Annotated in this window: 27 protein-coding genes; 9 read left to right on the forward strand and 18 right to left on the reverse strand. The window is 64.6% G+C overall.

All coding sequences use genetic code 11. The features are described 5' to 3' along the window. Positions 1-113 precede the first annotated feature (113 nt). From pal to hisB, 13 genes are all read right to left on the reverse strand, one after another. Positions 114-674 carry a peptidoglycan-associated lipoprotein Pal gene (gene pal, locus ACOOE2_RS12555; protein ID WP_420383337.1) on the reverse strand — a complete coding sequence of 187 codons (561 nt, stop codon included), beginning with the start codon at positions 672-674 and terminating at the stop codon, positions 114-116. 66 nt (positions 675-740) lie between these two features. Next, on the reverse strand, positions 741-2,126 hold the full coding sequence (gene tolB, locus ACOOE2_RS12560; RefSeq protein ID WP_420383338.1) for a Tol-Pal system beta propeller repeat protein TolB: 1,386 nt from the start codon (positions 2,124-2,126) through the stop codon (positions 741-743). A 12-nt stretch (positions 2,127-2,138) separates the two neighbouring features. Beyond that, positions 2,139-3,188 carry a hypothetical protein gene (locus ACOOE2_RS12565; RefSeq protein ID WP_420383339.1) on the reverse strand — a complete coding sequence of 350 codons (1,050 nt, stop codon included), beginning with the start codon at positions 3,186-3,188 and terminating at the stop codon, positions 2,139-2,141. A gap of 10 nt (positions 3,189-3,198) precedes the next feature. After that, the gene (locus tag ACOOE2_RS12570) at positions 3,199-3,654 is read right to left on the reverse strand and encodes an ExbD/TolR family protein (RefSeq protein ID WP_420383340.1); all 456 of its coding nucleotides are present in this window, start codon (positions 3,652-3,654) and stop codon (positions 3,199-3,201) included. Between the two features lie 3 nt (positions 3,655-3,657). Then, positions 3,658-4,359: a protein TolQ gene (gene tolQ / locus ACOOE2_RS12575; RefSeq protein ID WP_420383341.1), complete on the reverse strand. Its 702-nt coding sequence runs from the start codon at positions 4,357-4,359 to the stop codon at positions 3,658-3,660. Further along, positions 4,356-4,859, reverse strand: coding sequence for a YbgC/FadM family acyl-CoA thioesterase (locus tag ACOOE2_RS12580; RefSeq protein WP_420383342.1), 504 nt, complete (start codon positions 4,857-4,859; stop codon positions 4,356-4,358). The genes tolQ and ACOOE2_RS12580 overlap by 4 nt, the downstream gene beginning before the upstream one ends. Before the next feature lie 288 nt (positions 4,860-5,147). Beyond that, the gene (locus ACOOE2_RS12585; RefSeq protein WP_420383343.1) at positions 5,148-5,525 is read right to left on the reverse strand and encodes a histidine triad nucleotide-binding protein; all 378 of its coding nucleotides are present in this window, start codon (positions 5,523-5,525) and stop codon (positions 5,148-5,150) included. Positions 5,526-5,527: 2 nt separating this feature from the next. After that, positions 5,528-5,851 carry a phosphoribosyl-ATP diphosphatase gene (locus tag ACOOE2_RS12590; RefSeq protein ID WP_420383344.1) on the reverse strand — a complete coding sequence of 108 codons (324 nt, stop codon included), beginning with the start codon at positions 5,849-5,851 and terminating at the stop codon, positions 5,528-5,530. A 40-nt stretch (positions 5,852-5,891) separates the two neighbouring features. Beyond that, entirely contained in the window at positions 5,892-6,071 is a 180-nt protein-coding gene (locus ACOOE2_RS12595) for a hypothetical protein (RefSeq protein WP_420383345.1), read from the reverse strand. Positions 6,072-6,166: 95 nt separating this feature from the next. Continuing rightward, on the reverse strand, positions 6,167-6,928 hold the full coding sequence (hisF, locus tag ACOOE2_RS12600; protein ID WP_420383346.1) for an imidazole glycerol phosphate synthase subunit HisF: 762 nt from the start codon (positions 6,926-6,928) through the stop codon (positions 6,167-6,169). Then, entirely contained in the window at positions 6,925-7,653 is a 729-nt protein-coding gene (hisA, locus tag ACOOE2_RS12605; RefSeq protein ID WP_420383347.1) for a 1-(5-phosphoribosyl)-5-[(5-phosphoribosylamino)methylideneamino]imidazole-4-carboxamide isomerase, read from the reverse strand. The genes hisF and hisA overlap by 4 nt, the downstream gene beginning before the upstream one ends. Before the next feature lie 4 nt (positions 7,654-7,657). Continuing rightward, positions 7,658-8,293: an imidazole glycerol phosphate synthase subunit HisH gene (gene hisH, locus ACOOE2_RS12610; RefSeq protein WP_420383348.1), complete on the reverse strand. Its 636-nt coding sequence runs from the start codon at positions 8,291-8,293 to the stop codon at positions 7,658-7,660. After that, on the reverse strand, positions 8,286-8,879 hold the full coding sequence (gene hisB, locus ACOOE2_RS12615; RefSeq protein WP_420383349.1) for an imidazoleglycerol-phosphate dehydratase HisB: 594 nt from the start codon (positions 8,877-8,879) through the stop codon (positions 8,286-8,288). The genes hisH and hisB overlap by 8 nt, the downstream gene beginning before the upstream one ends. A gap of 123 nt (positions 8,880-9,002) precedes the next feature. Between hisB and ACOOE2_RS12620 the strand changes: the two genes are divergently transcribed. The 4 genes from ACOOE2_RS12620 (at position 9,003) to ACOOE2_RS12635 (ending at position 11,416) form a co-directional block, all read left to right on the forward strand. Beyond that, positions 9,003-9,509 carry an SspB family protein gene (locus ACOOE2_RS12620; protein WP_420383350.1) on the forward strand — a complete coding sequence of 169 codons (507 nt, stop codon included), beginning with the start codon at positions 9,003-9,005 and terminating at the stop codon, positions 9,507-9,509. A gap of 21 nt (positions 9,510-9,530) precedes the next feature. Continuing rightward, positions 9,531-9,848 (forward strand): hypothetical protein, encoded by a 318-nt coding sequence (locus ACOOE2_RS12625; RefSeq protein WP_420383351.1) that lies wholly within the window; start codon positions 9,531-9,533, stop codon positions 9,846-9,848. Positions 9,849-9,912: 64 nt separating this feature from the next. Beyond that, positions 9,913-10,554, forward strand: coding sequence for a guanylate kinase (gene gmk, locus ACOOE2_RS12630; protein WP_420383352.1), 642 nt, complete (start codon positions 9,913-9,915; stop codon positions 10,552-10,554). A gap of 7 nt (positions 10,555-10,561) precedes the next feature. Further along, positions 10,562-11,416, forward strand: coding sequence for a metallophosphoesterase (locus tag ACOOE2_RS12635; RefSeq protein ID WP_420383353.1), 855 nt, complete (start codon positions 10,562-10,564; stop codon positions 11,414-11,416). A 40-nt stretch (positions 11,417-11,456) separates the two neighbouring features. On the opposite strand, the gene ACOOE2_RS12640 is transcribed toward ACOOE2_RS12635, so the two are convergent. From ACOOE2_RS12640 to ACOOE2_RS12650, 3 genes are all read right to left on the reverse strand, one after another. After that, positions 11,457-12,257, reverse strand: coding sequence for an SDR family oxidoreductase (locus ACOOE2_RS12640; RefSeq protein ID WP_420383354.1), 801 nt, complete (start codon positions 12,255-12,257; stop codon positions 11,457-11,459). A gap of 11 nt (positions 12,258-12,268) precedes the next feature. Continuing rightward, positions 12,269-13,408, reverse strand: a complete 1,140-nt coding sequence (locus ACOOE2_RS12645) for an acyl-CoA dehydrogenase family protein (RefSeq protein ID WP_420383355.1) — start codon at positions 13,406-13,408, stop codon at positions 12,269-12,271. Between the two features lie 83 nt (positions 13,409-13,491). Continuing rightward, positions 13,492-14,655 (reverse strand): acyl-CoA dehydrogenase family protein, encoded by a 1,164-nt coding sequence (locus ACOOE2_RS12650; protein WP_420383356.1) that lies wholly within the window; start codon positions 14,653-14,655, stop codon positions 13,492-13,494. A 171-nt stretch (positions 14,656-14,826) separates the two neighbouring features. Between ACOOE2_RS12650 and ACOOE2_RS12655 the strand changes: the two genes are divergently transcribed. The 4 genes from ACOOE2_RS12655 (at position 14,827) to ACOOE2_RS12670 (ending at position 19,255) form a co-directional block, all read left to right on the forward strand. After that, positions 14,827-15,696 carry an SDR family NAD(P)-dependent oxidoreductase gene (locus ACOOE2_RS12655; protein ID WP_420383357.1) on the forward strand — a complete coding sequence of 290 codons (870 nt, stop codon included), beginning with the start codon at positions 14,827-14,829 and terminating at the stop codon, positions 15,694-15,696. Between the two features lie 98 nt (positions 15,697-15,794). Next, a complete protein-coding gene (locus ACOOE2_RS12660) occupies positions 15,795-17,045 on the forward strand; it encodes an acyl-CoA dehydrogenase family protein (RefSeq protein ID WP_420383358.1) in 1,251 nt (416 codons plus the stop codon). A gap of 36 nt (positions 17,046-17,081) precedes the next feature. After that, a complete protein-coding gene (locus ACOOE2_RS12665) occupies positions 17,082-18,179 on the forward strand; it encodes a Zn-dependent alcohol dehydrogenase (RefSeq protein WP_420383359.1) in 1,098 nt (365 codons plus the stop codon). Further along, positions 18,176-19,255 carry a phosphotransferase family protein gene (locus tag ACOOE2_RS12670; protein WP_420383360.1) on the forward strand — a complete coding sequence of 360 codons (1,080 nt, stop codon included), beginning with the start codon at positions 18,176-18,178 and terminating at the stop codon, positions 19,253-19,255. The genes ACOOE2_RS12665 and ACOOE2_RS12670 overlap by 4 nt, the downstream gene beginning before the upstream one ends. Positions 19,256-19,271: 16 nt before the next feature. Here the strand turns inward: ACOOE2_RS12670 and ACOOE2_RS12675 are convergent, their stop codons facing one another. Further along, a complete protein-coding gene (locus ACOOE2_RS12675) occupies positions 19,272-20,810 on the reverse strand; it encodes an amidase (RefSeq protein WP_420383361.1) in 1,539 nt (512 codons plus the stop codon). Between the two features lie 156 nt (positions 20,811-20,966). On the opposite strand from ACOOE2_RS12675, the gene ACOOE2_RS12680 reads away from it, so the two are divergent. Next, the gene (locus ACOOE2_RS12680) at positions 20,967-21,149 is read left to right on the forward strand and encodes a hypothetical protein (protein ID WP_420383362.1); all 183 of its coding nucleotides are present in this window, start codon (positions 20,967-20,969) and stop codon (positions 21,147-21,149) included. A 285-nt stretch (positions 21,150-21,434) separates the two neighbouring features. On the opposite strand, the gene clpB is transcribed toward ACOOE2_RS12680, so the two are convergent. Then, positions 21,435-24,014, reverse strand: coding sequence for an ATP-dependent chaperone ClpB (gene clpB, locus ACOOE2_RS12685; RefSeq protein ID WP_420383363.1), 2,580 nt, complete (start codon positions 24,012-24,014; stop codon positions 21,435-21,437). Between the last annotated feature and the right edge of the window lie 129 nt (positions 24,015-24,143).

The raw sequence follows: 24,143 nt of genomic DNA on the forward strand, positions 1-24,143 counted from the left end.
GACCGGAGCATTTGCATGCCCCGGTCGTGCCACCTCATCGATCAAACGTGATCAGTTTACGGTGACTGTCACCGCGCGGCGGTTAATTTACAGTTACGGTCACCGCGCGGCGGTTAATTTACAGTTACGGTCACCGCGCGGCGGTTCCGGGCATAGCTGGCTTCGTCCGACCCCAGCGCGATCGGGCGTTCCTTGCCATAGCTGACAGTGGTGATGCGCCCGCCATCGATACCCAGCCCGATCAGGTAGTTCTTGGCCGCGTTGGCACGGCGTTCGCCCAGCGCCAGGTTGTAATCGCGGGTGCCGCGTTCATCGCAATGGCCCTCGATCGTCACGGTCTTGTTGCGGTATTTCGACAGCCACTGCGCCTGGCTGCGCAGAACGCCCTCGCTTTCGCTGTCGATGCCGTATTCGTTGAGACTGAAATGAATTGTGTCGGAGATCACCGAAGCCAGGAAATCGCCCTGGCTGCCCGGCGCGGACCCGTTGGACTGCTGCCCCTGCGACTGCGGATATCCTTGCCCATTGCTGGTGCTCATGCCGGCGCCACCGGGTTGCGGCGGCAATTCCTTGGGCTTGTGCGCGCAACCGGCAAGGCCGGCGCTGGCAATCAGCAGCGACAGCGAAGCCAGACGGACCATAGAGGGGCGGATCGTAGCGAGCCTGGGTGACATGCTGGTATGCTCCATATTCGGTCTGCGCCAACCTGCGCCTGACCTGGAAAAGTTCAATTCGAAAGGTTATGGCAAGACCGGGCCCCACGCCGGATCGGACGCATCGACCGGGGTTTTCAGACGCCGTTCATTGCGCCCGGTCAGATCGACTTGCCAGATACTGGTATGACCGCTGCCTTTTTCGGTACGGAAAAACTGGATGATGCGGCCATTGGGCGACCAGGTCGGCGCTTCGTCCTGCCAGCTGTCGGTCAGATAGCGCAGATTGTGCCCTTGCGGGTCCATCACCGCAACGCGCAGGTTTCCGCAGATGCAGGTGAATGCGATCTGGTCGCCGCGCGGGCTCCATTCGGGCGTTGCCGCGCGTCCGCCGTGAAAGCTGATGCGGTGCGCGCCCGATCCATCGGCGTTCATCACATAGACCTGCTGGCTGCCGCCGCGGTCGCTTTCGAACACGATTTTGCTGCCGTCGGGCGAATAGCTGCCGCCGATATTGATCCCGGGCGTGTTGGTCAGCCGGCGCGATTCGCCGCCGGTGGCGGGCACGCGGTAGATATCGGTGTTGCCCGCGATCGCCATCGAATAGAGGATGAATTTGCCATCGGGCGACCAGCGCGGCGCAAATGTCGGACCTTTGGTGGCGGTCACCAGATGCTGTTGCCCGCTGCCGATGTCATAGACATAGATGCGCGGGCGCCCGTCGAGATAGCTGAGATACGCGATCTGGCGATAATTGGGCGAATACCGCGGGGTCAGTGCAGTCGTCTGACCATTGGTGATGAAGCGGTGGTTGGCACCATCCGAATCCATGATCGCCAGTTGCTTGCGGCGGTGATCCTTGGGCCCGGTCTCGGCGATATAGGCAATCTTGGAATCGAAGAACGGACTTTCGCCTGACAGCCGCGCATAGACCATGTCCGAACATTTGTGCGCCGCGCGGCGCCATTCCTCGGGTCGCACGACATAGCCCTGGCGCATCAATTCCTTGCCCAGCGCGACATCGTACAGATAGCAGCCGACGGTGATCTGGCCGTTCGCCGCGCCTTTGACAAAACCCTGGACCAGCATTTCAGCAGATCGCGCGCGCCATCCGGCAAAGGCCGGCGCGGCCACTTCGCCATACTGGATCGTGGGCAAAGCATCCGGCCCGGTCGGTTTGAACAGGCCGTTGTTCTTCAGGTCGCCAAACACCACGCGTGCCAAATTGCGCCCCAGCGCCTCGGTATTGCCGCCATCCGCAGCGGTCGCGACCGACCGGTCGGTCGGAAATGCCGGGATCGCGATGCCGAGATCACGCCAGGCGCTGTCATCGGTGACCGACCCGGTCAGGCCGCCCGCATCCGGCGCTGCGTTCGAAGCCGGAATGGCCTGCTGCTGCGCCAGCGCCGCACTGCCGAGACAGCTGGCCAGCAGGGCCGCGAACGCAAAGCCTTGGCGTTTGATCAACTTCATCGGGCAAAAATCCTATTGCGACAGCTTGCGGTCGAAACGAAAGGCGGAAACGCGGTGCCATTGGCTATAGGCCGCCGGCGGCAGGGAAAACGGCGCGGCCAGCTCGACCGCGCGGATCGCCATTTCGGCGTGGCGCTGGGCCTGCGCGCGGTTGGCATCGGTGATCCCGGTCTGCGACACCACGGTCGGACGCCCGTCGAGCGAGCCATCGGCCTTCAGCGTCCAGGCCAGCACTGTCACCAACTGTTCGGTATCGACGCCCTGCGGCGCGCTCCAGTGCGGCTTGATCTGATGGGCGACAGCGCTGACCAGCGAGGCGGACGAGACCGTTGCGACTTTGGCCGCAGGCGCGACCTTGTCGGTGCCGGGGCTCGATACGCCGCTGATCCCCTTGAGGAAGTCGTTGTCGATCTTGCTCGCGCCGGTTGTCTTGGGATGCGGATGCGCGTGTGCATCGCCGGATTTGGCCTCGGGCTTGGCTTTGGCCGTCGCTTTGGCATCGGTCCTGGGTTTGGCCTCGGTTTTCGTTTCGGCCTTGGGCTTGGCCTCGGCTTTGGGCTTGGCCTCCGGTTTCGGTTTGGCCTCGGGCTTGGGCTTTGCCTCGGGCTTTGCTTTCGCGATCGGTTTCGGCTCGGGCTTGGGCGCCGGTTTCGGCTTGGGAACCGGTTTGGGTTCGGGCTTCGGCTTGGGTTCCGGCTTCGGCTCGGGCTTTGGCGCAGGTTCGGGCAGCGGCTTTGGCTTCGGTTTCACCACCGGCTTGGGCACCACCACCGGTTCCGGCTTTGGCTGGGGAACCGGCACGGCCACCGGCTGGGGCTCGTCCGCCTGGTCCGGCTCGCCCAGCGTCGGCCCCTTGTCGGGTGCGGCCAGCGCAGCGGGCTTGGGCGAAGTCGACTGGTCGGAAACGGTATCGGCGATCGTGACGGTCATCCGCTGCGGCGGCGGCTGGACCTTGCGGCCCAGCGGCGACATCGTCAGCGCCGCGATCAGCGCGATATGCGCCGCGATCGCAGCGCCCAGGCCAATTGCCTCTTCCCGTGTCAGACCCGATGAGCTGCGCATTATATCCGGCTTATGGCGCCGCAACTGAACCGTTGGTGACCAGCGAGATCGATTTGAAGCCTGCGGCATTCAATTCGCCCATCACCGCGATCACCCGGCCATAATCGAGCTTTTTATCCGCGCGCAAGGTCACCAGCGGCACTGTCGCACCCGCATCGCGCACCACCGCGTTCAGCCGGTCGCCCAGTTCGCCCGGCGCCAGTTCCTGCGTATCGAGAAACACCCTGCCCTCGCCATCCATGCTGATCGTGATCGCATGCGGTTCGGGCTTCAGCGCTTCGGCCTTGCTGTCAGGCAGGTTGATCGGCACGCCCGCGGTCAGCATCGGCGCGGTGACCATGAAGATGATCAGCAGCACCAGCATCACGTCGACCATCGGCGTCACGTTAATCTCCGACATCGGCGCGCTGCGGCCCCGCCCCCGCCGGCGACGCCCGCCGCCGCGTGATGCCATATTTATCGCCACGGCTTACTGTTCCAGTTCGCGGCTGAGCGTGGCGTGAAACCGGTCCGAAAACCGGAACAGCCCGGCCTCGAACGCATTCACCCGGTGCGAAAACCGGTTGTAGGCGACGACCGCCGGGATCGCGGCGAACAAACCGATCGCGGTGGCAAACAGCGCCTCGGAAATGCCGGGCGCAACCACCGCCAGCGACGAATTCTGCATCGCGCCGATGCGGAAGAAACTGTCCATCACGCCCCACACCGTACCAAACAGCCCGACAAATGGTGCGACCGTGCCCACTGTCGCCAGGAAATTCAGCCGCGTGGCCAGCCGGTCACTTTCCTCGGTCACGGCGCCTTCCATCGCCACGTTCAGCCGCTGGCGCGTGCCATCGCGGTCGATCGTCTTGCCGGCGGTCGAGCGGCGCCATTCGCCCAGCGCCGCCGAAACGACGCGCGCGGTGGGAATGTCCTTGTCCGCCTGTTCCTTTTGAAACGCATCGATATCGCGCGCTTCCCAAAATGCGGCTTCGTAGGTGCGGCAGCGGCGGCCCAGCACATTGAGCCGGATCGTGAAGCCGATGATGATCATCCACACCACCACCGATGCGATCAGCAACCCGCCCATCACCGATTCGACGACGATATCGGCGTGCAGAAACAATTCGACCGGATTGAGCTGGGTCGGCGCACCGGTCGCACCGGCGGCTAGCACTTGCAGGATCATGCGCTGACTTTCATCCTTTTTGGTATTTCGTCCGGGCCTGGGCCGATCAGGGCCCGAAAAGTAGCGACCCATTCGGGCGGCTGACGCCGCGCCCGGCCATTGGGCGCGACAAATGCCACACGCACCGTGGCGGCACACAGCAAGTGATCGTCGCGCCACGCCTCCTGATCGAGCCGACAGGTCGCCGGCGAGACATCGGCGACACGGCTGATGATCAGCACCGCATCATCGAGCCGCGCCGGCGCCTTGTACCGCAGCGCGATATCCGTGACGGCATAGGCGCCAAGGCCTGCATCGTGCGCGGCGCGCTGGTCGATGCCGGCAATCCGCAACATGTCGGACCGCGCGCGTTCAAACCAGCGCAGGTAATTGGCGTGATAGACGACCCCCGAGACATCGGTGTCCTCGAAATAGGTCCTGACCGCAAACAGGTGTTGCGTGCCGTCGAACTGGCCGGTGGGCGGTTCAGGCACGGAAACGGGCGAATGCGGAAGCGGCATATGCGTTAGTAACCGTTCGCAACGCCCGAGGGCAAGGTGGCGTGGACCTAAATGTGTGGCCAGGGCGGCGAAAGGGTGTTCGGCGGCAGGGCTGCGCTGTTCTCAGCTGCACGGCACTCCCCGTCTCCCCCCCACCCCTCACGTCACCCCGGACCTGATCCGGGGTTGTGCTTCTTCTTTTCGGTCGCTCCCAAAGAAGCACAGCCCCGGATCAGGTCCGGGGCGACGGGTGGAGAGAGAGGGTTGCGCTTCTCTGCCAGGCCGGACCCACGTGGCCCAAACCTGCGCTCAACCCGCCAGCATCGGGCCAAGCGCGCGCCCGGCAAAAATATGCACATGCAGGTGCGGGACTTCCTGGTGGCTGTCCGTGCCGGTGTTCGCCAGCAGGCGATAGCCCGGCGCGACGAGGCCCGCTTCGCGCGCGACATGGCCGACCGCGCGGACGAACCCGGCGATTTCGGCGTCGGACGCCCTGGCGCTGAAATCGTCCCAGCTGACATAGGCGCCTTTGGGGATGACCAATACATGCGTCGGCGCCTGCGGGTTGATGTCGTGGAACGCCAGCGCCCAATCGTCTTCATGGACTTTGCGCGCAGGGATTTCGCCGCGCAGGATCCTGGCGAAAATGTTCTGGTCGTCGTAGGGCAATGTGGCGTCCACGGCCATGATCACGCTCCTCTTGCTGCTTTTTCGGCGATGCCCGATGTGCCTTCGCGCCATGCCAGTTCGGCCAGCACCGCGCCCAGCGGCACGCCGCGCGCGCCAAGCAGGACCATCAGGTGAAACAGCAGGTCGGCGGCCTCTCCAGTGAGGTTCGCGTCATCGCCGGTCAGCGCGGCGATCACGACTTCGGTCGCTTCTTCACCGATTTTCTGCGCGATCTTGCCCGTGCCTTTGGCGTGAAGCCGCGCGACATAGCTGGTTTCGGGATCGGCGCCGAGGCGGCCTGCGATCACCGTTTCAAGACGGGCGAGAATATCGGCGTGATCCATGGGCATCGCCCATGAAGCGCAGGCCAAAGCCCGTCAAGAGTCAGTCGCGGTGTTTTGCCACGTAGCGGCCAACGACCAGCCCGATCACGCCCAGCGCGAGCAAGGCGAGCGCGGCTGGCTCTTCGACTTTCGCGCCGGCGCCCACGACCGGATCGGCCCAGGCCGGCGCTGCCGCCCATGCGGAAAACGCGAGGGCCAAGATGGGGTACCGGGGGGACATCGTCCGCTCCCGTAAGCTCAAGTGTTCGATTCGCCAAGGACATGTGGCGGCCGCAATACCACCGTCCCAACAGGGTACGGTTCAGGCGCGATCCTTTAACCGCGCGCCGGCAGCCCCGCCGCGCGCAACGCGGCATGCGCCTGTGCGATCGAATACGTGCCGAAATGAAAGATCGATGCGGCAAGGACCGCGCTCGCATGCCCCTCGATCACGCCCGCCACCAGATGATCGAGCGAGCCGACGCCGCCGCTCGCAATCACCGGCACCGGCACTGCGTCGGCGATGGTGCGGGTGAGCTCCAGGTCATAGCCGCGCTGGGTGCCGTCGCCATCCATCGAGGTAACCAGCAGTTCGCCCGCGCCAAGGGTCGCCAGATTGACCGCATGCGCGACCGCGTCCACGCCTGTCGCGTTGCGCCCGCCATGCGTGAAAATTTCCCATTTGCCGGGCCCGATGCGCCGCGCATCGACCGATCCCACCACGCATTGCGCACCGAATTTCTCGGCGATGTCGCGCACCAGTTCGGGCCGCGCAACCGCTGCGGAATTCACCGCGATCTTGTCCGCGCCCGCCAGCAGCAACGCGCGCGCATCGGCGACCGCGCGCACCCCGCCGCCCACTGTCAGCGGCATGAAACACACTTCTGCGGTGCGCGCGACGACGTCGAGCAGCGTCCCGCGCCCTTCGACTGTGGCCGAAATATCGAGAAAGCACAGCTCGTCCGCGCCCGCCGCATCATAGGCGCGCGCCTGTTCGACCGGATCGCCCGCATCGCGCAGATCGACGAAATTCACGCCTTTGACGACGCGACCTTCGGCCACATCGAGGCAGGGAATGACGCGGATGCGGACGCTCATGTCGCCTCGGCAATCGCGATCGCGGCGGCCAGGTCGAGCCGCCCGTCATACAGCGCGCGGCCGGTGATCACGCCTTCGATCCCGTCGTTTTCGTGGATTTTCAGCATGCGGATATCATCGAGCCCCTTGACCCCGCCGCTGGCGATGACCGGAATGCGCGTCACGCGCGCCAGATCGACCGTCGCCTCGATGTTACAGCCTTTCAGAAGGCCGTCGCGGCCAACGTCTGTGAACAGGATCGCGGCGACGCCCGCATCCTCGAACCGGCGCGCCATGTCGGCGATCGACACATCGGACACTTCGGCCCAGCCATGCGTGGCGACCATGCCGCCGCGCGCATCGACCGCGACGACAATCCCGCCGGGATAGGCCTTGGCCATGTCGCGCACGAATTGCGGATCATTGAGCGCCGCCGTGCCGATCACCACGCGCGCCACGCCCAGATCGAACCAGCCATCGACTGCAATCGGATTGCGGATGCCCCCGCCCAGTTGCACATGGCCGGGAAATGCATCGAGAATGCCCTCGACCGCAGAGCGGTTGCGCGCTTCGCCGGCGAATGCGCCATCCAGGTCGACGACATGCAGGTACGGGCTGCCGGCATCGGCAAACAGCCGCGCCTGGTGTGCGGGATCGTCGCCATAAACGGTGGCGCGGGCCATATCGCCCTCGGCCAGCCGGACGACTTCGCCTCCCTTGAGGTCGATGGCAGGGAAAACGATCATGGCGTTACGGGTTCCACTCGAGGAAGCGGGTGAGGAATTCCAACCCGTAATCCTGGCTTTTTTCCGGATGAAACTGCACGCCCAGCACGGTGTCGCGCCCGACAGCGGCGACCAGGCCGCCACCGTGATCGGTCATCGCGGCGATATGATCGGCGCTGTCGGCTACGAAATGATACGAATGCAGGAAATAGGCCTCGCCCGGTTGCACCAGGGTCGCGCCGCCGTGCGGTTCGACATCGTTCCAGCCCATGTGCGGCACTTTGATCGTGGGATCCGCCGGCTCGATCGGACGCACTTCGCCGCCGATCCAGTCGAGCCCCGGCGTGCTGCCGTATTCGATGCCGCGCGTCGCCAGCAATTGCATGCCGACGCAAATGCCCAGGAACGGCGCGCCGTCCGTCTGCACCCGCGTGGTCATCGCCTCGACCAGCCCGGGGACGCCGCGCAGCGCCTCGGCACAGGCGCGAAACGCACCGACGCCGGGCAACACGATACGCGCTGCGCGCGCCACGACGTCGGGATCGGCCGTCACCACGACGGGATCGGCGATGCCATAGCGTTCGCCCGCCACGCGCAGGGCATTGGCAACCGACCGCAGATTACCCGCGCCATAGTCGATCAGCGCGGTAACATCAGCCACCCAGCTGGCCCTTGGTCGATGGAATGGCGTCACCCTTGCGCGGGTCGATCGCCACGGCCTGGCGCATCGCGCGGGCGAATGCCTTATAGATGCCTTCGATCACATGGTGATTGTTACTGCCGTACAGGCACGCGATATGCAGCGTTATTCCAGCGGCTTGGGACACCGATTGAAACCAGTGTTCGAACAGTTCGGTATCCATTTCGCCCAGGCGCGGCTGCGTGAAACTGGCGTTCCACACCAATATGGGCCGGCCCGAAATGTCGAGCGCCACGCGCGCCAGCGCCTCGTCCATCGGCGCGTGCGCCTCGCCATAGCGGGCGATGCCCTTTTTATCGCCGAGCGCCTGGTAAATCGCCTGGCCCAGCGCGATCGCGCTGTCCTCGGTGGTGTGATGCTGGTCGATATGCAGGTCGCCCCTGACCCGCATGGTGACATCGATCAGCGAATGGCGGCTGAACTGTTCGACCATATGATCGAGAAAGCCGATTCCGGTCGAAATGTCGTACACGCCGGCCCCGTCGAGATTGACCGTCACGGCAATATCGGTTTCGGCGGTGGTGCGGGCGATGGTGGCGGTGCGCATCGCACACGCCTATACGCGCAGGCTGGCGCAAAGCAATAATCTGCTTGGGCGAGGTGTGCGCTTATAAGCGCGCCGATCAATCTGCACTTGACCCGTGCGCCCGGCATCGGCATTCGAACAGGCATGAGCGAAGCACCCGACAGTCTGATCCCTTATGACGAGATCGTGCAGGAGGCGCTGCGCGCCGTGGTCGGCCGTGTGCTGGGCCAGGTCGAGGCGGGCGGCGGCAATCTGCCCGGCGCGCATCATTTCTATATCACGTTCAAGACCGGCGCGCCGGGCGTGTCGATTCCGACGCGGCTGACCGAACGCTTTCCCGACGAAATGACGATCGTGCTGCAGAACAAGTTCTGGGACCTGAAAGTCACCCCAACCGGCTTCAGCGTCGGGCTGACGTTCAACCAGGTGCCCGCCAACCTGGTCATTCCGTTCAGCGCGATCACGGCGTTTGTCGATCCGGCAGTCGATTTCGGCCTGCAGTTCCAGGCGACGCACGACATCGACGACGATTTGCCCGACGATGCCGAGAACGACAGCCCTGACGCGCCGGTTGCAGACTCTGCCGATGCCGATCCGGCAAGCGACGACGGATCGAATGTCGTGACGATCGATTTTGGTCGCAAGAAATAGCATCGAACGGTACGATACGTCATGCCCCTGTTCCGCAAGAAAAAGTCCCGGCCCACCCCATCCGCGCCGCCGGCTATCGACCCCGTCGTATCGCTGATCGTGGCCGATGTCGCCTTGCGCGCCGGCGCGAACCTGCTGCGGCGCTCGGTCGAAATGGCCTTGCTGAAAGGCAGGGATGTACCCGGCCGGGTGATTCGCGGCCGCACGATCACGCAAACCTTGGTCGGCACTGCGCTGGCAACGGTTGCGCGCCGCTCGATTCCCGGCGCCATTCTCGTCGGCGGCGGCCTGCTGGCCAAGACGATCAGCGACCGCCGGCGCGCCAGGCGGAGCGAATAACTCGGGCCTTGACCGCGCCCCCTGTGGTTTGGCATCTGCGCGCATGGCCCAAGCCCCTTCTCCCATGCCCCAAGACCAGGACACGCTGCACCGGCGCGGCTTGATGTTCATCCTGTCGTCGCCATCGGGCGCTGGCAAGACCACGATCGCGCGCAAATTGCTTTCGGCCGAGCCCGAGCTCGGGCTGTCGGTTTCCGCGACCACCCGGCCGATCCGCCCCGGCGAAGTCGATGGGCACGACTACCATTTCATCGATCAGGCGCGGTTCGACCAGATGGTCGAGGCGGGCGAATTCTATGAATGGGCGCGCGTGTTCGACAACAGCTATGGCACGCCCAAAGGGCAGATCCGCACCGGGCTCAAGGCAGGGCAGGATTTCCTGTTCGACATCGACTGGCAAGGCACGCAGCAGTTGCACCAGAAGGCCGAGGCCGATGTGGTCCGCGTGTTCATCCTGCCGCCCAGTCTGGACGAATTGCGCCGACGGCTCGAAGGGCGCGGCACCGACAGCGCCGATGTGATCAGCGCGCGCATGGCACGCTCGCAGGCGGAAATCAGCCATTGGGACAGTTACGATTACGTCGTGGTCAACGATGATGTTGAAACCTGCTTTGGCAAAGTGCGCCAGATCCTGGCCGCCGAACGCATGCAGCGCAAACGCCAGACCGGATTGATCGACTTCGTCCGCGAACTGACCGACGGCTGACGCGCTTTTGACGAAATTCCAGGTCTTCCAGGCGGCCGTGCTTGCGGTCATCCTGTTGTTCGTCTTCCTCGTCGTCGAGGGCTGGCACGAAGCGCAAAGCGACCCCATCGTGCGCCGCGTTACGATCGCGATGCGCGGCGTTCCTGCCGGCACCCGGCCGCTGCGCGTCGTGCTGATCTCGGACATTCACGTCGGCAATCATGCGATGTCGGCCGCGCGGTTCGACCGGATCATCGCGCAAGTCAATGCGCAGCATCCCGATACCGTGTGGATCGCGGGCGACCTGGTCAACGGGTTGGGCGTCAAGAGCAGCGATTTTCATCCCGAAATGCTCAGCCTTCCGCTGTCGCGCCTGCGCGCGCCGCTCGGAGTCTTTGCGGTGCTGGGCAATCACGATGACGACACCTCGCCCGCCCAGGTCGATGCGGCGCTGCACAAGGCCGGGATCACCGTGCTGCACGACCAGGTCGTGCGGGTCGGCCCGATCGCGCTGATCGGTGAGAACATACGCCTGCCCTTGTCCCCGCCAATTCCCGCTTTGGTCAAACAGGCCAGGAAGCTTGGCGGCATGCGCGTGCTGATGCTGCATCCGCCGCCGTACTGGGGGGCAATTTCGCACGAGATCCCGGTCATCCTGGCCGGGCATTCGCATTGCGGCCAGATCGTGTTTCCCGGCTTCGACAATTCCTATGATTATTTCCACGGCAACTGGCGTTATCCGCCCAAGACGCGGTGCGGCATGGTGCGGTTCGACAAGCACCTGGAAATCATCACCGGCGGCGTGGGCGCGGCCACGGTCGTACCGCTGCGCATCAACGCCCCGCCGGACTTCTGGGTAATCACGTTCGTCGGACAGCCATAAAAAAGCCCTGCCCTGAAGGGGAGAGGCTTAGACGCAATCGTCAGTGCCCCGACGGATCCGCAAAATCGTCGGGGATCCACCCGTTGACGATGCCGCCGTCGATCGGCAGCGGCGTGCCCACGACATAGTCACCGGCCCTGCTGGCGAGGTAGATCGCACCGCCCGCCATATCCTCAAGATCGCCGACGCGGCGCGACGGGATCGCCTTGGACGAGGCGTCGGGCGCGTTCTTGGCGGCCTTGTTCATTTCCGACGGGAACGCGCCGGGGCAGATGCACGACACCACGATATTGTCGCGGATCAGCCGCGCGGACATGCGCCGGGTCAGCTGCACCACGGCCGCTTTCGACGCCTGGTACGAATACGTTTCCCATGGATTGATCCGCAAACCGTCGATCGAGGCGATGTTGATCACTTTGGCCGGGTGCTCCACCGCGCCGGCCTTGAGCATCGGCAGCAGTTTCTGGGTGAGGAAAAACGGAGTTTTGACATTGAGGTTCATCACCTTGTCCCAACCCATTTCAGGAAAGCTTTCGAATTCGGCACCCCATGCCACCCCGGCATTGTTGACCAGGATGTCCAGCTGCGTTTCGCGCGCCTGCAAATCCTCGACCAGCGCCTCGATCCCCGCGATCGTCGAAATGTCGCCCGGCAGCGCGATACAGCGTTCGCCCAGCCGCGCGGCGGTGTCGGCAACCACTTCGGCCTTGCGCGCGGTGATGTAGACGCGCGCGGCGCCGGCGGCGAGGAAGCCTTCGGCAATCATCGCGCCGATCCCGCGCGATCCGCCGGTGACCACGGCAACGCGCCCCTCGAGACTGAACAATTTGGCAAAATCCATATCGAGATCCTTCAATAGCCGGAAAGCGTGGCGACGCGGTCGGCATGGTAGCTGGCATCGCCCAGGAATTCGGTCAGCGCGCGCTCGCGTTTCATGAACAAACCGATATCGTATTCATCGGTCATGCCGACGCCGCCGTGCATCTGCACGCCTTCGCGCACCGCCAGATTGGTCGCGAGCGTGGCCTTGGCCTTGGCCACACTGACCATTACGTCAGCCCTGGCCGATCCCCCATCGAGCAATTGCTGTGCCTTGATCACGGCAGCATCCGCGATTTCCAGCTCGGCATAGAGATGCGCGGCGCGGTGTTGCAACGCCTGGAATTCGCCGATCAGCCGGCCGAACTGCTTGCGCGTCTTCAGGTATCCGGTGGTCAGTGCGAATGCGCCGCCGCCCACGCCGTTCAATTCGGCCGCCGCGCCGACGCGCCCTGCGTTCAGCACCTTTTCGAGCAAGGCGCGGCCACCATCGACATCGCCGATCACGGTGCCACCATCGACCTGCACCCCATCGAACGTGACATGGCTGGCCATCGCGCTGTCGACCAGCCGCACCGCATTGTGGCCGATGCCGGCGGCATCGCGCGGCACAGCAAACAGCGTGATGCCATCGGCATCGCGGTCGCTGCCCGATGTCCGTGCCGCAACGATCAGCGCGTCGGCGGTCGCCCCGTGGATCACGAAATCCTTGGCGCCGGTCAGGCGAAAGCCGTTGCCAGCGCGCTCTGCCCTTAACGCGATGCGTTCGGGGCGATGTTTGGCACCCTCGTCCACCGCCAGCGCCAGCACGGTTTCGCCCGCGATGATTCCGGGCAGATAGCGGCCCTTTACCTCGTCGGTGGCGGCACCCAGCGCGATTGCGCCGATGACCGCGGTCGCCAGGAACGGCGACGGCGTCAGGTTGCGGCCGATTTCGCGCAGCACGATGCCCGCCTCGACATGGCCCAGCCCGAGCCCGCCGTCGGCTTCGCTCAGCAGAACGCCGGTCAGCCCCATTTCGCCGAACTGCTTCCACAATTTCGGATCGTATCCGGCGGCATCGCCGCTATCGCGCAGCCGTCGCAGCTGCGTCTTGATCGCGCCGGCGTTGGCGACGAACCCGGTGACGGTATCGGCCAGCATCGTCTGGTCTTCGGTATGGTAGAGCGGCATGGTGGCTCCGTTGAATTGAGGTCTTGCATCACCTTGTCGTCATCCCGGACTTGATCCGGGATGACGAGCGGAACGGGTCGGCATTACGCGCCAGGAAGGTCGAGGATGCGTTTGGCAACGACGTTGAGCATGACTTCGCTGGTGCCGCCCTCGATCGAATTGGCCTTTGTGCGCAGCCAGCCACGCGCAGCCGCTCCGCCCCGCGTTTCGGTGCTGTCCCATTCGAGCGCGGTCGATCCGCCTGCCGCCATCAGCAATTCATGGCGCCGCTTGTTCAGCTCGGTGCCGGTGTATTTCATCATGTTGGGCTGCGCCGGGTGCGCCTTGCCCACTTTGGCCTCGTCGAGGAATTTTTCGCCCATCGCGCCGAACGCCAGCGCGTCGATATCGAACATGGCCAGTTCCGCGCGCAGCACCGGATTATCGATGCCGCCGTTGCGGTGGACGACCGCGCCGATCGTATTCAGCCGGTCGGCACCGCCCGCGCCAGAGATCATCTCGCGCTCGTGGCCCAACAGGTATTTGGCAACGTCCCAGCCGCGGTTGAGTTCGCCCACGATCTGGCGCTTGGGTACGACGACATCGTCGAAAAACGTTTCGCAAAACGGCGAATTGCCGCTGATCAACAGAATTGGCCGGGTGGTAACCCCGGGCGTGGTCATGTCGAACAGCAGAAAGCTGATGCCTTGGTACTTGTTCGCCTTGTCGGTGCGCACCAGGCAGAAAATCCAGTCGGCCTTGTCGGCATAGCTGGTCCAGATCTTCTGGCCGTTGACCACCCAATGGTCGCCCCGATCTTCGCCGTATGTCTGCAGGCTGACAAGGTCGGAGCCCGAGCCCGGTTCCGAATACCCCTGGCACCAGCGAATTTCACCGCGCGCGATCTGGCCCAGGTAATGCACTTTCTGCTCTTCTGTGCCGAATTTCAGCAGCGCGGGGCCGAGCATCCAGATGCCGAAGCTGGACAGCGGCGCGCGCCCGCCGATCCGCGCCAGTTCCTCGCGCCATACTTTCGCCTGCGCCGGGGTCATCCCCGCGCCGCCGTATGCCACGGGCCAGTCGGGCACGGTGTAGCCCCTGGCGACGCAGCGATCGAGCCACAGCTTCTGCGCGTCGTTCTTCGGCACGAAGTTGCGGCCGCCCCAGCACATGTCGCTTTCGTCGGAGACGGGCAGGCGCATCTCGGGCGGGCAGTTGGCATCGAGCCAGGCGCGAATCTCTTCGCGAAACGTGTCCAGTTCAGACATCTTGGTCTCCTCTCTTAAGCGAGAGGTTAAAACGATCCGGCTGACGCCACAAGTGCGGATTTTTGGCGATTTTGCGGATGTGTGCATGCCGTAACGTCAAGTCGAAGTCCGTTGACGATCGGCCAAATGCGCCGCAATCAACACAAAACACAGGTTCTGGATCGGGATGTCATGACTGCAGATACGCGCTTCGCCGGCAAGACCGTGGTCGTCACCGGCGCGGCATCGGGGATCGGCCGCGCCGCTGCGCTGGCCTTTGCCGGCGAAGGCGCGATCGTCTATGCCGCCGACATCGATGCGGCCGGGCTGGCCGCCACGGCCGCGGCATCGAACGGCCAATGCCGCACGCAGATCACCGATGTCATCCACACCGAAGCCATTCGCGACCTGATGGACCGCGCCGGCGCCGAAACCGGCGGCATCGATGTGGTGTTCAACAACGCGGGCGCAGGCGGAGAGCGCGCGGGGCTGGACACGATCGAACCCGCAGGCTGGGACCACACGATGGCACTGCTGCTGCGCTCGGTCGCATTCGGCATCCGCTATGCCGTGCCGCACATGATCGGCCGGCCATCGACGCGCAACGGCGGCGCAGCGATCATCAACACATCGAGCGTGGCAGCGGTCGGCCCGGGCTATGCGCCCAGCGCCTATACCGTGGCCAAGGCCGGCGTGCTGCAACTGACCAAAGTCGCCGCGACCGACCTTGCCCGCCATGGCATCCGCGTGGCGGCGGTGCAGCCCGGGTTTATCAACACCGGCATCTTTACCAGCGCGCTCGGGCTTACCGGCGAAACGGAAGCCGCCGCCAGGGGCGTGATCGCGCAGATGTCGGCCCATGCGCAACCCGTCGCGCGTGGCGGGCAGAGCGAGGATATCGCGCAGGCCGTGCTGTTCCTGGCCAGCGAAGCCGCGGCGTTTGTCACCGGCACCGCGTTGATCGTCGATGGCGGCCTGACCGTCGGCCCCCGCCATAGCTGGGACCCGGCAACACCGGGCATTTCCGACATGCTCGACACATTCAAGGCCACGGCGGAATGAACCGACTTGATCTGGCGCGCGGCATGGCGCAAATGTTTAACCGATAGATTAAAAATCAGGATTCGGCGCCGGCCTGCCGGCGTAACGGGAGAGTGACGATGGATTTCGATCCAAACGAACGGCAAGTGTACTGGCGCGACCGCGTGCGTGATTTCATCGAAACCAACGTCCGCCCCCGCGAAAAGGACTACAAGGCGCAACAGGCCGAAGGCGGCCGCTGGAAAGTCCTGCAAGTCATCGAAGACGAAAAGGTGCGGGCCAAATCGGCAGGCATCTGGAACCTGTTCATGCCGCCGCGCAATGGCGGACATCACCATGTCGATGACAGTTTCGAATTCGAGGGTCCCGGCCTGACCAATCTGGAATACGCGATCTGTGCCGAGGAAATGGGCCGGATCACGTGGTCGAGCGAAGTGTTCAATTGCGCTGCGCCCGACACCGGCAACATGGAAGTGCTGCACCGCTACGGCACCCGCGACCAGAAGGACCGGTGGCTCAAACCGCTGATGAACGGCGAAATCCGCTCGGCGTTCCTGATGACCGAGCCGCAAGTCGCCTCGTCCGATGCAACCAATGTCGAAACCTCGATCGTGCGCGATGGCGATCATTATGTGATCAACGGGCGCAAATGGTGGTCGTCTGGCCTGGGCGATCCGCGGTGCAAGATCCTGATCGTGATGGGCAAGACCGACACCGGGGCCAAGCGCCATGCGCAGCAATCGATGGTGCTGGTGCCTGTCGATACGCCCGGCGTCGACGTCATCCGCCATCTGCCCGTGTTTGGCTATGACGATGCGCCGCATGGCCATATGGAAGTGCAATTGACCGATGTGCGCGTGCCGGTGGACAACATCCTGTTGGGCGAAGGGCGCGGGTTCGAGATCGCGCAGGGGCGGCTCGGGCCTGGCCGCATCCATCATTGCATGCGCACGATCGGCGCCGCCGAGGAAGCGATCGGCAAGATGGCCCGCAGGTTGCAGACCCGCACTGCATTCGGGCGCAAGATTTCCGAATTTTCGGTCTGGGAACAGCGCATTGCCAATGCGCGTATCGATATCGACATGACCCGGCTGCTGTGTTTCAAGGCGGCCGACATGATGGACAAGATCGGCAACAAGGGCGCCGCGCTCGAAATCGCGATGATCAAGGTGCAGGCGCCGACGATGGCGCTGCGGATCATCGACGACGCGATCCAGGCGCATGGCGGTGCCGGGGTGTCGGAAGATTTCGGCTTGGCCAATTCCTATGCCCACCAGCGCACGCTGCGGCTGGCCGATGGTCCCGATGAGGTCCACCAGCGCGCGATCGCCCGCATCGAATTTGCGCGCCACACCGACAAGCCCGCCTAACCGGGCCCTACAGGCCACAACAGGGATACAACCGGGATGAGAGCCGCGATACTCGAACAGGCGGGCGCACCGCTGGTTATCGATCATTTGACCGTGGCCAAGCCGGGCCCGCGTGAAGTGCTGATCCGCACGGTGGCCTGCGGGCTGTGCCATTCGGATCTGCACTTCATCGATGGCGCGTACCCGCCGCCAACGCCGTGTGTCCTCGGGCACGAGGCGGCCGGAATCGTCGAGCAGGTCGGCAGCGATGTCCACTCGGTCAAAGTCGGCGATCATGTCGTCACCTGCCTGTCGGCGTTTTGCGGACATTGCGAATATTGCGTGACCGGGCGCATGGCGCTGTGCAGCGGCGCCGAGACACGGCGCCCGCGCGACCAGGCACCGCGCCTGACGCGCACGCGCGATGGCAGCACGGTCATGCAGATGCTCAACCTGTCGGCGTTTGCCGAAATGATGCTGGTCCACGAACATGCCTGTGTGGCGATCAATCGCGACATGCCGCTCGACCGCGCGGCCGTGATCGGCTGCGCGGTGACGACCGGCGCGGGCGCGATCTTCAACGCGTGCAAGCTGACACCGGGCGAGACCGTGGCCGTCATCGGCTGTGGCGGGGTAGGTCTTGCGACGATTAACGCCGCCAAAATCGCGGGCGCAGGCCGGATCTTCGCCGCCGATCCAATCGCCGAAAAGCGGGCGCTCGCGCTGAAACTGGGTGCGACCGATGCGATCGACACCGGCGCGCCCGATGCCGCCGAACAGATCAAGACCGCGACCAAGGGCGGGGTCGATCATGCGATCGAAGCGGTCGGGCGTCCGCAATCGGCCGCGCTCGCCGTGGCCAGCTTGCGCAATGGCGGCACCGCGACGATCCTGGGCATGATGCCGCTGAACGAGCGCGTCGGCCTGTCGGCAATGGATCTGCTGACCGGCAAGAAACTGCAGGGCGCAGTCATGGGGATGAACCGGTTTCCGGTCGATCTGCCGCGGCTGGTCGATTTCTACATGCGTGGACTGCTCGATCTCGACACGATCATCGCCGAACGCATTCCGCTCGACCAGATCAACGCCGGTTTCGACAAGATGAAGGCAGGGCATTCGGCACGATCGGTCATCATGTTCGAGCAGAACCAGTGACCACCCCCGTCGCCATCGATGCGCAGGCGGCCTTTACCGGCACTGTCGCGCCGCAAGGCGATGACCGGCTGGACGAGGCCAGACTGACCCGCTGGTTCGGCGACAATGTCGCAGGGTTTGCCGGCCCCTTGTCGATCTCGAAGTTCAAGGGCGGCCAGTCCAATCCGACCTATCGCATCGATGCGCCATCGGGCCCGTATGTCCTGCGACGCAAACCATTCGGCAAATTGCTGCCCTCGGCACATGCGGTCGATCGCGAATACACCGTACAGGCGGCACTGGCCGGCACCGGCTTTCCTGTCGCGCCGCAATACGGGCTGTGTACCGACGACAGCGTGATCGGATCCTGGTTCTATGTGATGGGCCTGGCCGAAGGGCACACGATCTGGGACGGCGCGATGCCCGGCGCCACGCCCGACGAACGGCGCGCGCATTATCACGCGATGGTCGATACGCTCGCCGCGCTGCATGCGATCGATGTCGAGGCGGTGAATCTTGGCAGCTATGGCAAGCCGGGCAATTATTTCGGCCGCCAGATCGATCGCTGGACCAGGCAGTACCGGCTGGCCGAAACCGAGCCGATGCCCGATATGGAACGCCTGATGGCATGGCTGCCGCAAACGCTGCCCGAACAGACGCGGACCAGCGTGGTGCATGGCGATTATCGCATCGACAACCTGATCTTTGCCCATGGCGCGCCCCAGGTCGCTGCGGTGCTAGACTGGGAACTGTCGACTTTGGGCGATCCGCTCGCCGATTTCACCTACTTGTGCACCACCTGGGCGCAGGACAACGGCGGGCGATCGGGCGTGCGCGATCTGGACCGCAAGGCGCTGGGTATTCCCGAGCTGGACGAAGTGGTCGCGCGCTATTGCGCCGCAACCGGGCGCGACGGCCTGCCCGATATCGACTGGTACCTGGCGTACAACCTGTTTCGCCTCGCCTCGATCGTCCAGGGCATCAAGCGCCGCGTGATCGATGGCACTGCCTCGTCAGTGCACGCGCAGGCGATGGCCGAAAAGGTGCCGCTGCTTGGCCGGCTGGCGATGGAGCATGCGATCCGGGCGGGCGCCTGAGCACCGGCGCCATGGATCACACCACCGGCGTTTTGGCCAGAATGTCGCCCGCCGCCGCCTCATAGGCTGCCGCCGCCGCCAGACAGGCGGCCTCTGCATGCACCGGCGCGATGATCTGCACCCCCATGGGCAGGCCATTGGCGCCAAACCCGGCGGGCACGGCGAGCGCGGGGCAGCCCGACAGCGTGATCAGGCACACCGCCTTCATCCATTCGTGATAGCTGCGCATGGTTTGCCCGCCGACCACTTTGGGCCAATGCTGTTCGACCGGAAACGGCCAGACTTGTGCGGTCGGCACGATCCAGTAGTCATAGCGTTCAAACAACGCGGCGACAGCGCGGCTCCATCCCGTCTGGATCGCCGACAGCGCCGCTACATCATACGCGCTCAATGTCCTGCCGCCTTCGATTTCCCAGATCGCCTCGGGCTTGAGCAGCGCACGTGTGACCGGGTTGGTGTACAATGGCAGCATCCCGGCCCCATTGTGCCATTGGCGCAGGCCGACGAAGGCGCGCCACGCATCGTCGACAGAAAAATCGGGCACCGCCGTTTCGACATGCGCGCCCATCGCCGAAAACCGGTCCAGCGCCTGGCGGCAGGTATCGAGCACACCGGGATCGAACGGCACCTTGCCGCCAAAATCGCCCGACCAGGCGATCCGTTTGCCCGCCATCGCGGCAGGATCCACAGCGCGCAGCACTTTGGCATCGGATTGCATCGACAGCGGCATGCGCGTGTCATACCCGGCCATCACCGACAGCATCAGGGCCAGATCGCCGACATTGCGCGCCATCGGCCCGGCCACCCCGGGCGAAGGGATCCAGTCGTCATCGTCGCCTGACGGCACCCGTCCGATGCTGGTGCGAAAACCGAACAGGTTGTTCCATCCGGCAGGATTGCGCAGCGACCCGCCGTAATCGCTGCCATCGGCCAGCGGCACCATATGCGTTGCCAGCGCGGCTGCCGCACCGCCGCTGCTGCCACCTGCCGAAAGTGCCGGGTTCCACGGATTGCGCGTGATCCCCCACACCGGATTATACGTGTGCGACCCAAGCCCGAATTCGGGTGCGTTGGTCTTGCCGATAAATACCACGCCGGCACGGCGCAGCCGTTCAGCCACGATCCCGTCGCGCGCTGCGATTTGGTGCGCAAAGATCGGCGACCCAAGCGTCCAGGGCAGGCCCGCAACCGCCTCCAGATCCTTGACCGCGTGCGGCAGGCCATGCAGCGGGCCGATCGGGCCACCGCTCGCCACCTGCCGGTCCGCAGCGTCCGCTTGCGCCAGCAATTGCGCGCGGGCCGGCATGCCGACGATGGCATTGACGCGCGGATTGACTACCGCGATCCGGTCGAGATGCGCGGTCATCACTTCGACCGCGGATACCTGCCGCGTCGCGATCGCCGATGCCAGCGCGCGTGCGGTCCAGCCGGTCAGCGGTCCCGCACCCGGCGCCGTGGCGGCCTGGGCGCTCTGCCGGGTGGCCAGCACAGTGGCGACAGTGGATAGCGCGATCATCGTGCGTCGCGACATGGCGGGGCCTGCGGTCTTGTCCATGGCCCCATCACACCGCGCATTGCGGCGCCTGGCAAGCGTCATGCCCAAAAAAGGTGTGTTGGGCGCCCGCCCGTGCCGGAAAAACTCCCTACGTAGCATGCATCATGCCGTAACGACGCTGTGCGACAGTGGCGGCTCCAACCAGCGGATCACGCGATGACCACAGACACACGACCATTCGACACCGTTCAGGATGCCAGCCTGTTCCGCGCCGCCGCGCTGATGCAACAGGCGCTGGGCCTGCTCGACCACGCTGGCGAAAGCCGCGCCGCGACGCACCTGCAACACGCGCTGGACGTGCTGGATTTCCGCCTGCCGGTGGGCGGATTGCCGAACTGAATTAACCTGGCCACTCCCCCAAGGGCTACAGGATGAGCACATCGTAACCTTGTTTGTCATTCCCGCGGACGCGGGAATCCAGGCTGGGCACCCAGTACAAACCTCAGCACTTGGCGCCTAGTCTGGATTCCTGCGTCCGCAGGAATGACGGCAAAGATAACATGCGTGAATCCCTTAGCCTTCGGGGGAGGGGTTGCGGAGGGGGTCACGACGCCCGCAATAACGCGACCACCACGGGCGTAGTAACCCCCCACCCCACCCTCCCCATTCACAGGGCAGGCTTTATTACGCCACGTCGAACGTCAGTGCCCCGTCGCCTTCGTCGATGTGCACGGTGCTGCCATCGGGCACTTCGCCGCCCAGCAGCTTTTCCGCCAGCGGGTCCTGCACATACCGCTGCACCGCACGCTTGAGCGGGCGCGCCCCGTAGACCGGGTCGTACCCGACACGGCCGAGCCAGCGCTTGGCCGCATCGGACAGGTCGAGCGTGATCTTGCGGTCCTTCAGCAGTTTGGCGACGCGGCCGACCTGGATATCGACGATCGGCGCCATGTGCTGCTGGCCCAGGCGGTGGAACAGGATGATTTCATCCAGCCGGTTGAGGAATTCTGGCCGGAAATGCGCGCGCACGATATCCATCACCTGCGGCTCGACACTGGCGACATCGTGGTCGTCGTCCAGGTTCGCCAGATACTGGCTGCCCAGATTGCTGGTCAGGATGATCACGGTGTTGGTAAAATCCACCACACGCCCCTGCCCGTCGGTCAGGCGGCCGTCATCGAGCACCTGCAACAGCACGTTGAACACATCGCTGTGCGCCTTTTCAACCTCGTCGAACAGGATGACCTGGTACGGCCGGCGGCGCACGGCCTCGGTCAGGACACCGCCCTGGTCGTATCCGACATAGCCAGGCGGCGCACCGATCAGGCGGCTGACGCTGTGTTTCTCCATGAATTCGGACATGTCGATGCGCACCATCGCGTTGTCATCGTCGAACATGAAGCCCGCGAGCGCCTTGGTCAGCTCGGTCTTGCCCACGCCCGTGGGGCCCAGGAACAGAAAGCTGCCCAGTGGCCGATTCGGGTCCTGCAACCCGGCGCGCGCGCGGCGCACGGCTTTCGATACCGCGACCACCGCCTGCGACTGGCCGATCACGCGCTTGCCCAGTGCCGATTCCATCGCCAGCAGTTTTTCGCGTTCGCCGGCGAGCATGCGATCGACGGGGATCCCCGTCCAGCGGCTGACCACGCCGGCGATGTCGTCGGCGGTCACTTCCTCGCGCAGCAGCGCGTTTTCCGCCTGCCCCTGGGCATCGGCAAGCTGGCGCTCGAGATCGGGAATCCGGCCATAGGCCAGTTCGCCCGCGCGACCGAGATCGCCTTGGCGCTGCGCCTGATCGAGTTCGATCTTCGCCGTGTCGAGCGCTTCCTTGATCTTGCCCTCGGCCGCGATCTTGTCGCGTTCGTTCTGCCAGCGCGTGGTCAGTTCGCTCGACCGCTGCTCCAGATTGGCGAGGTCTTCGCGCAGCGCGACCAGCCGGTCTTTCGACGCGGCATCGCTTTCCCTGGCCAGCGCCATGTCCTCGATCTTCAGTTGCATGATCCGGCGGTCGAGGTTTTCGATCTCCTCGGGCTTCGATTCCACTTCCATGCGGATGCGGCTGGCGGCTTCGTCCATCAGGTCGATCGCCTTGTCGGGCAGGAACCGGTCGGCGATATAGCGGTTCGACAGTGTCGCCGCCGCCACGATCGCGGCATCGGCGATGCGCACGCCGTGGTGCAATTCGTACTTTTCCTTGATGCCGCGCAGGATCGAGATCGTGTCCTCCACGGTCGGCTCGCCGACGAACACCGGCTGAAACCGCCGCTGCAGTGCCGGGTCCTTTTCGACATATTTCTGATATTCGTCGAGCGTGGTCGCGCCGATGCAATGCAGTTCGCCGCGCGCCAGCGCGGGTTTGAGCAGGTTCGACGCATCCATCGCGCCCTCGCCCTTGCCCGCGCCGATCAGCGTGTGCATTTCATCGATAAACAGGATGATCTCGCCGTCTGCGCCCTTCACTTCGTCGAGCACGGCCTTCAGCCGTTCCTCGAATTCGCCGCGGTATTTCGCGCCCGCGATCAGCGCGCCCATGTCGAGCGCCATCAGCCGGCGGTTGCGCAAGGATTCGGGCACGTCGCCATTGGCAATGCGCAACGCCAGCCCCTCGGCAATCGCGGTCTTGCCCACGCCTGGTTCACCGATCAGCGCAGGGTTGTTCTTGGTTCGCCGCGCCAGGATCTGGATCGTGCGGCGGATTTCCTCGTCGCGGCCGATCACCGGATCGAGCTTGCCACTGCGTGCCACTTCGGTCAGGTCGCGGGCGTATTTCTTCATCGCGTCATAGGCGTTTTCAGCGCTCGCGCTGTCGGCATTGCGCCCGCCGCGAAGCGCGGAAATCGCTGCTTCCAGCGTGGTCGCGGTGACATTCGCGGCTTTCAGGGCGGCCCCGGCCGCGGTCGTGGTCGCCAGCGTCAGTGCCACCAGGATGCGCTCGACGGTGACAAAGCTGTCGGCCGATTTGGTCGCGATCTGTTCGGCCTGGTCGAGCAGGCGCACGGTGTCGTTGTCGAGCCCCGGCGAGGTCTGCGCCCCTGCCCCGCTCACCGCCGCAATCTTGGCCAATGCCTTGTCGGTTTCGGCATTGGCGATCGCGGGATTGCCCCCGGCGCGCTGGATCAGCCCGCTCGCCATGCCTTCGGGGTCTTCGAGCAACGCCTTCAATACGTGTTCGGGCGTGATCCGCTGATGGTTCAGCCGGATCGCGAGCGTCTGCGCAGCCTGCAGAAACCCCTTGGCCCGGTCGGTGAATTTTTCGAGATTCATGGTGCGACTATCTCCTTGTGCTCTCGAAGGTAGTGTTGCTTTTCGGCAACACAAGATTGCGGGACAAAATTCCTCCGCATTGCAGATCAGATCATGGGGCCGCTGCGTGTTTCATGCGTTATACCTGTC

Origin of the sequence: Novosphingobium sp. (assembly GCF_965214355.1) — a bacterium.
Lineage (GTDB): Bacteria > Pseudomonadota > Alphaproteobacteria > Sphingomonadales > Sphingomonadaceae > Novosphingobium.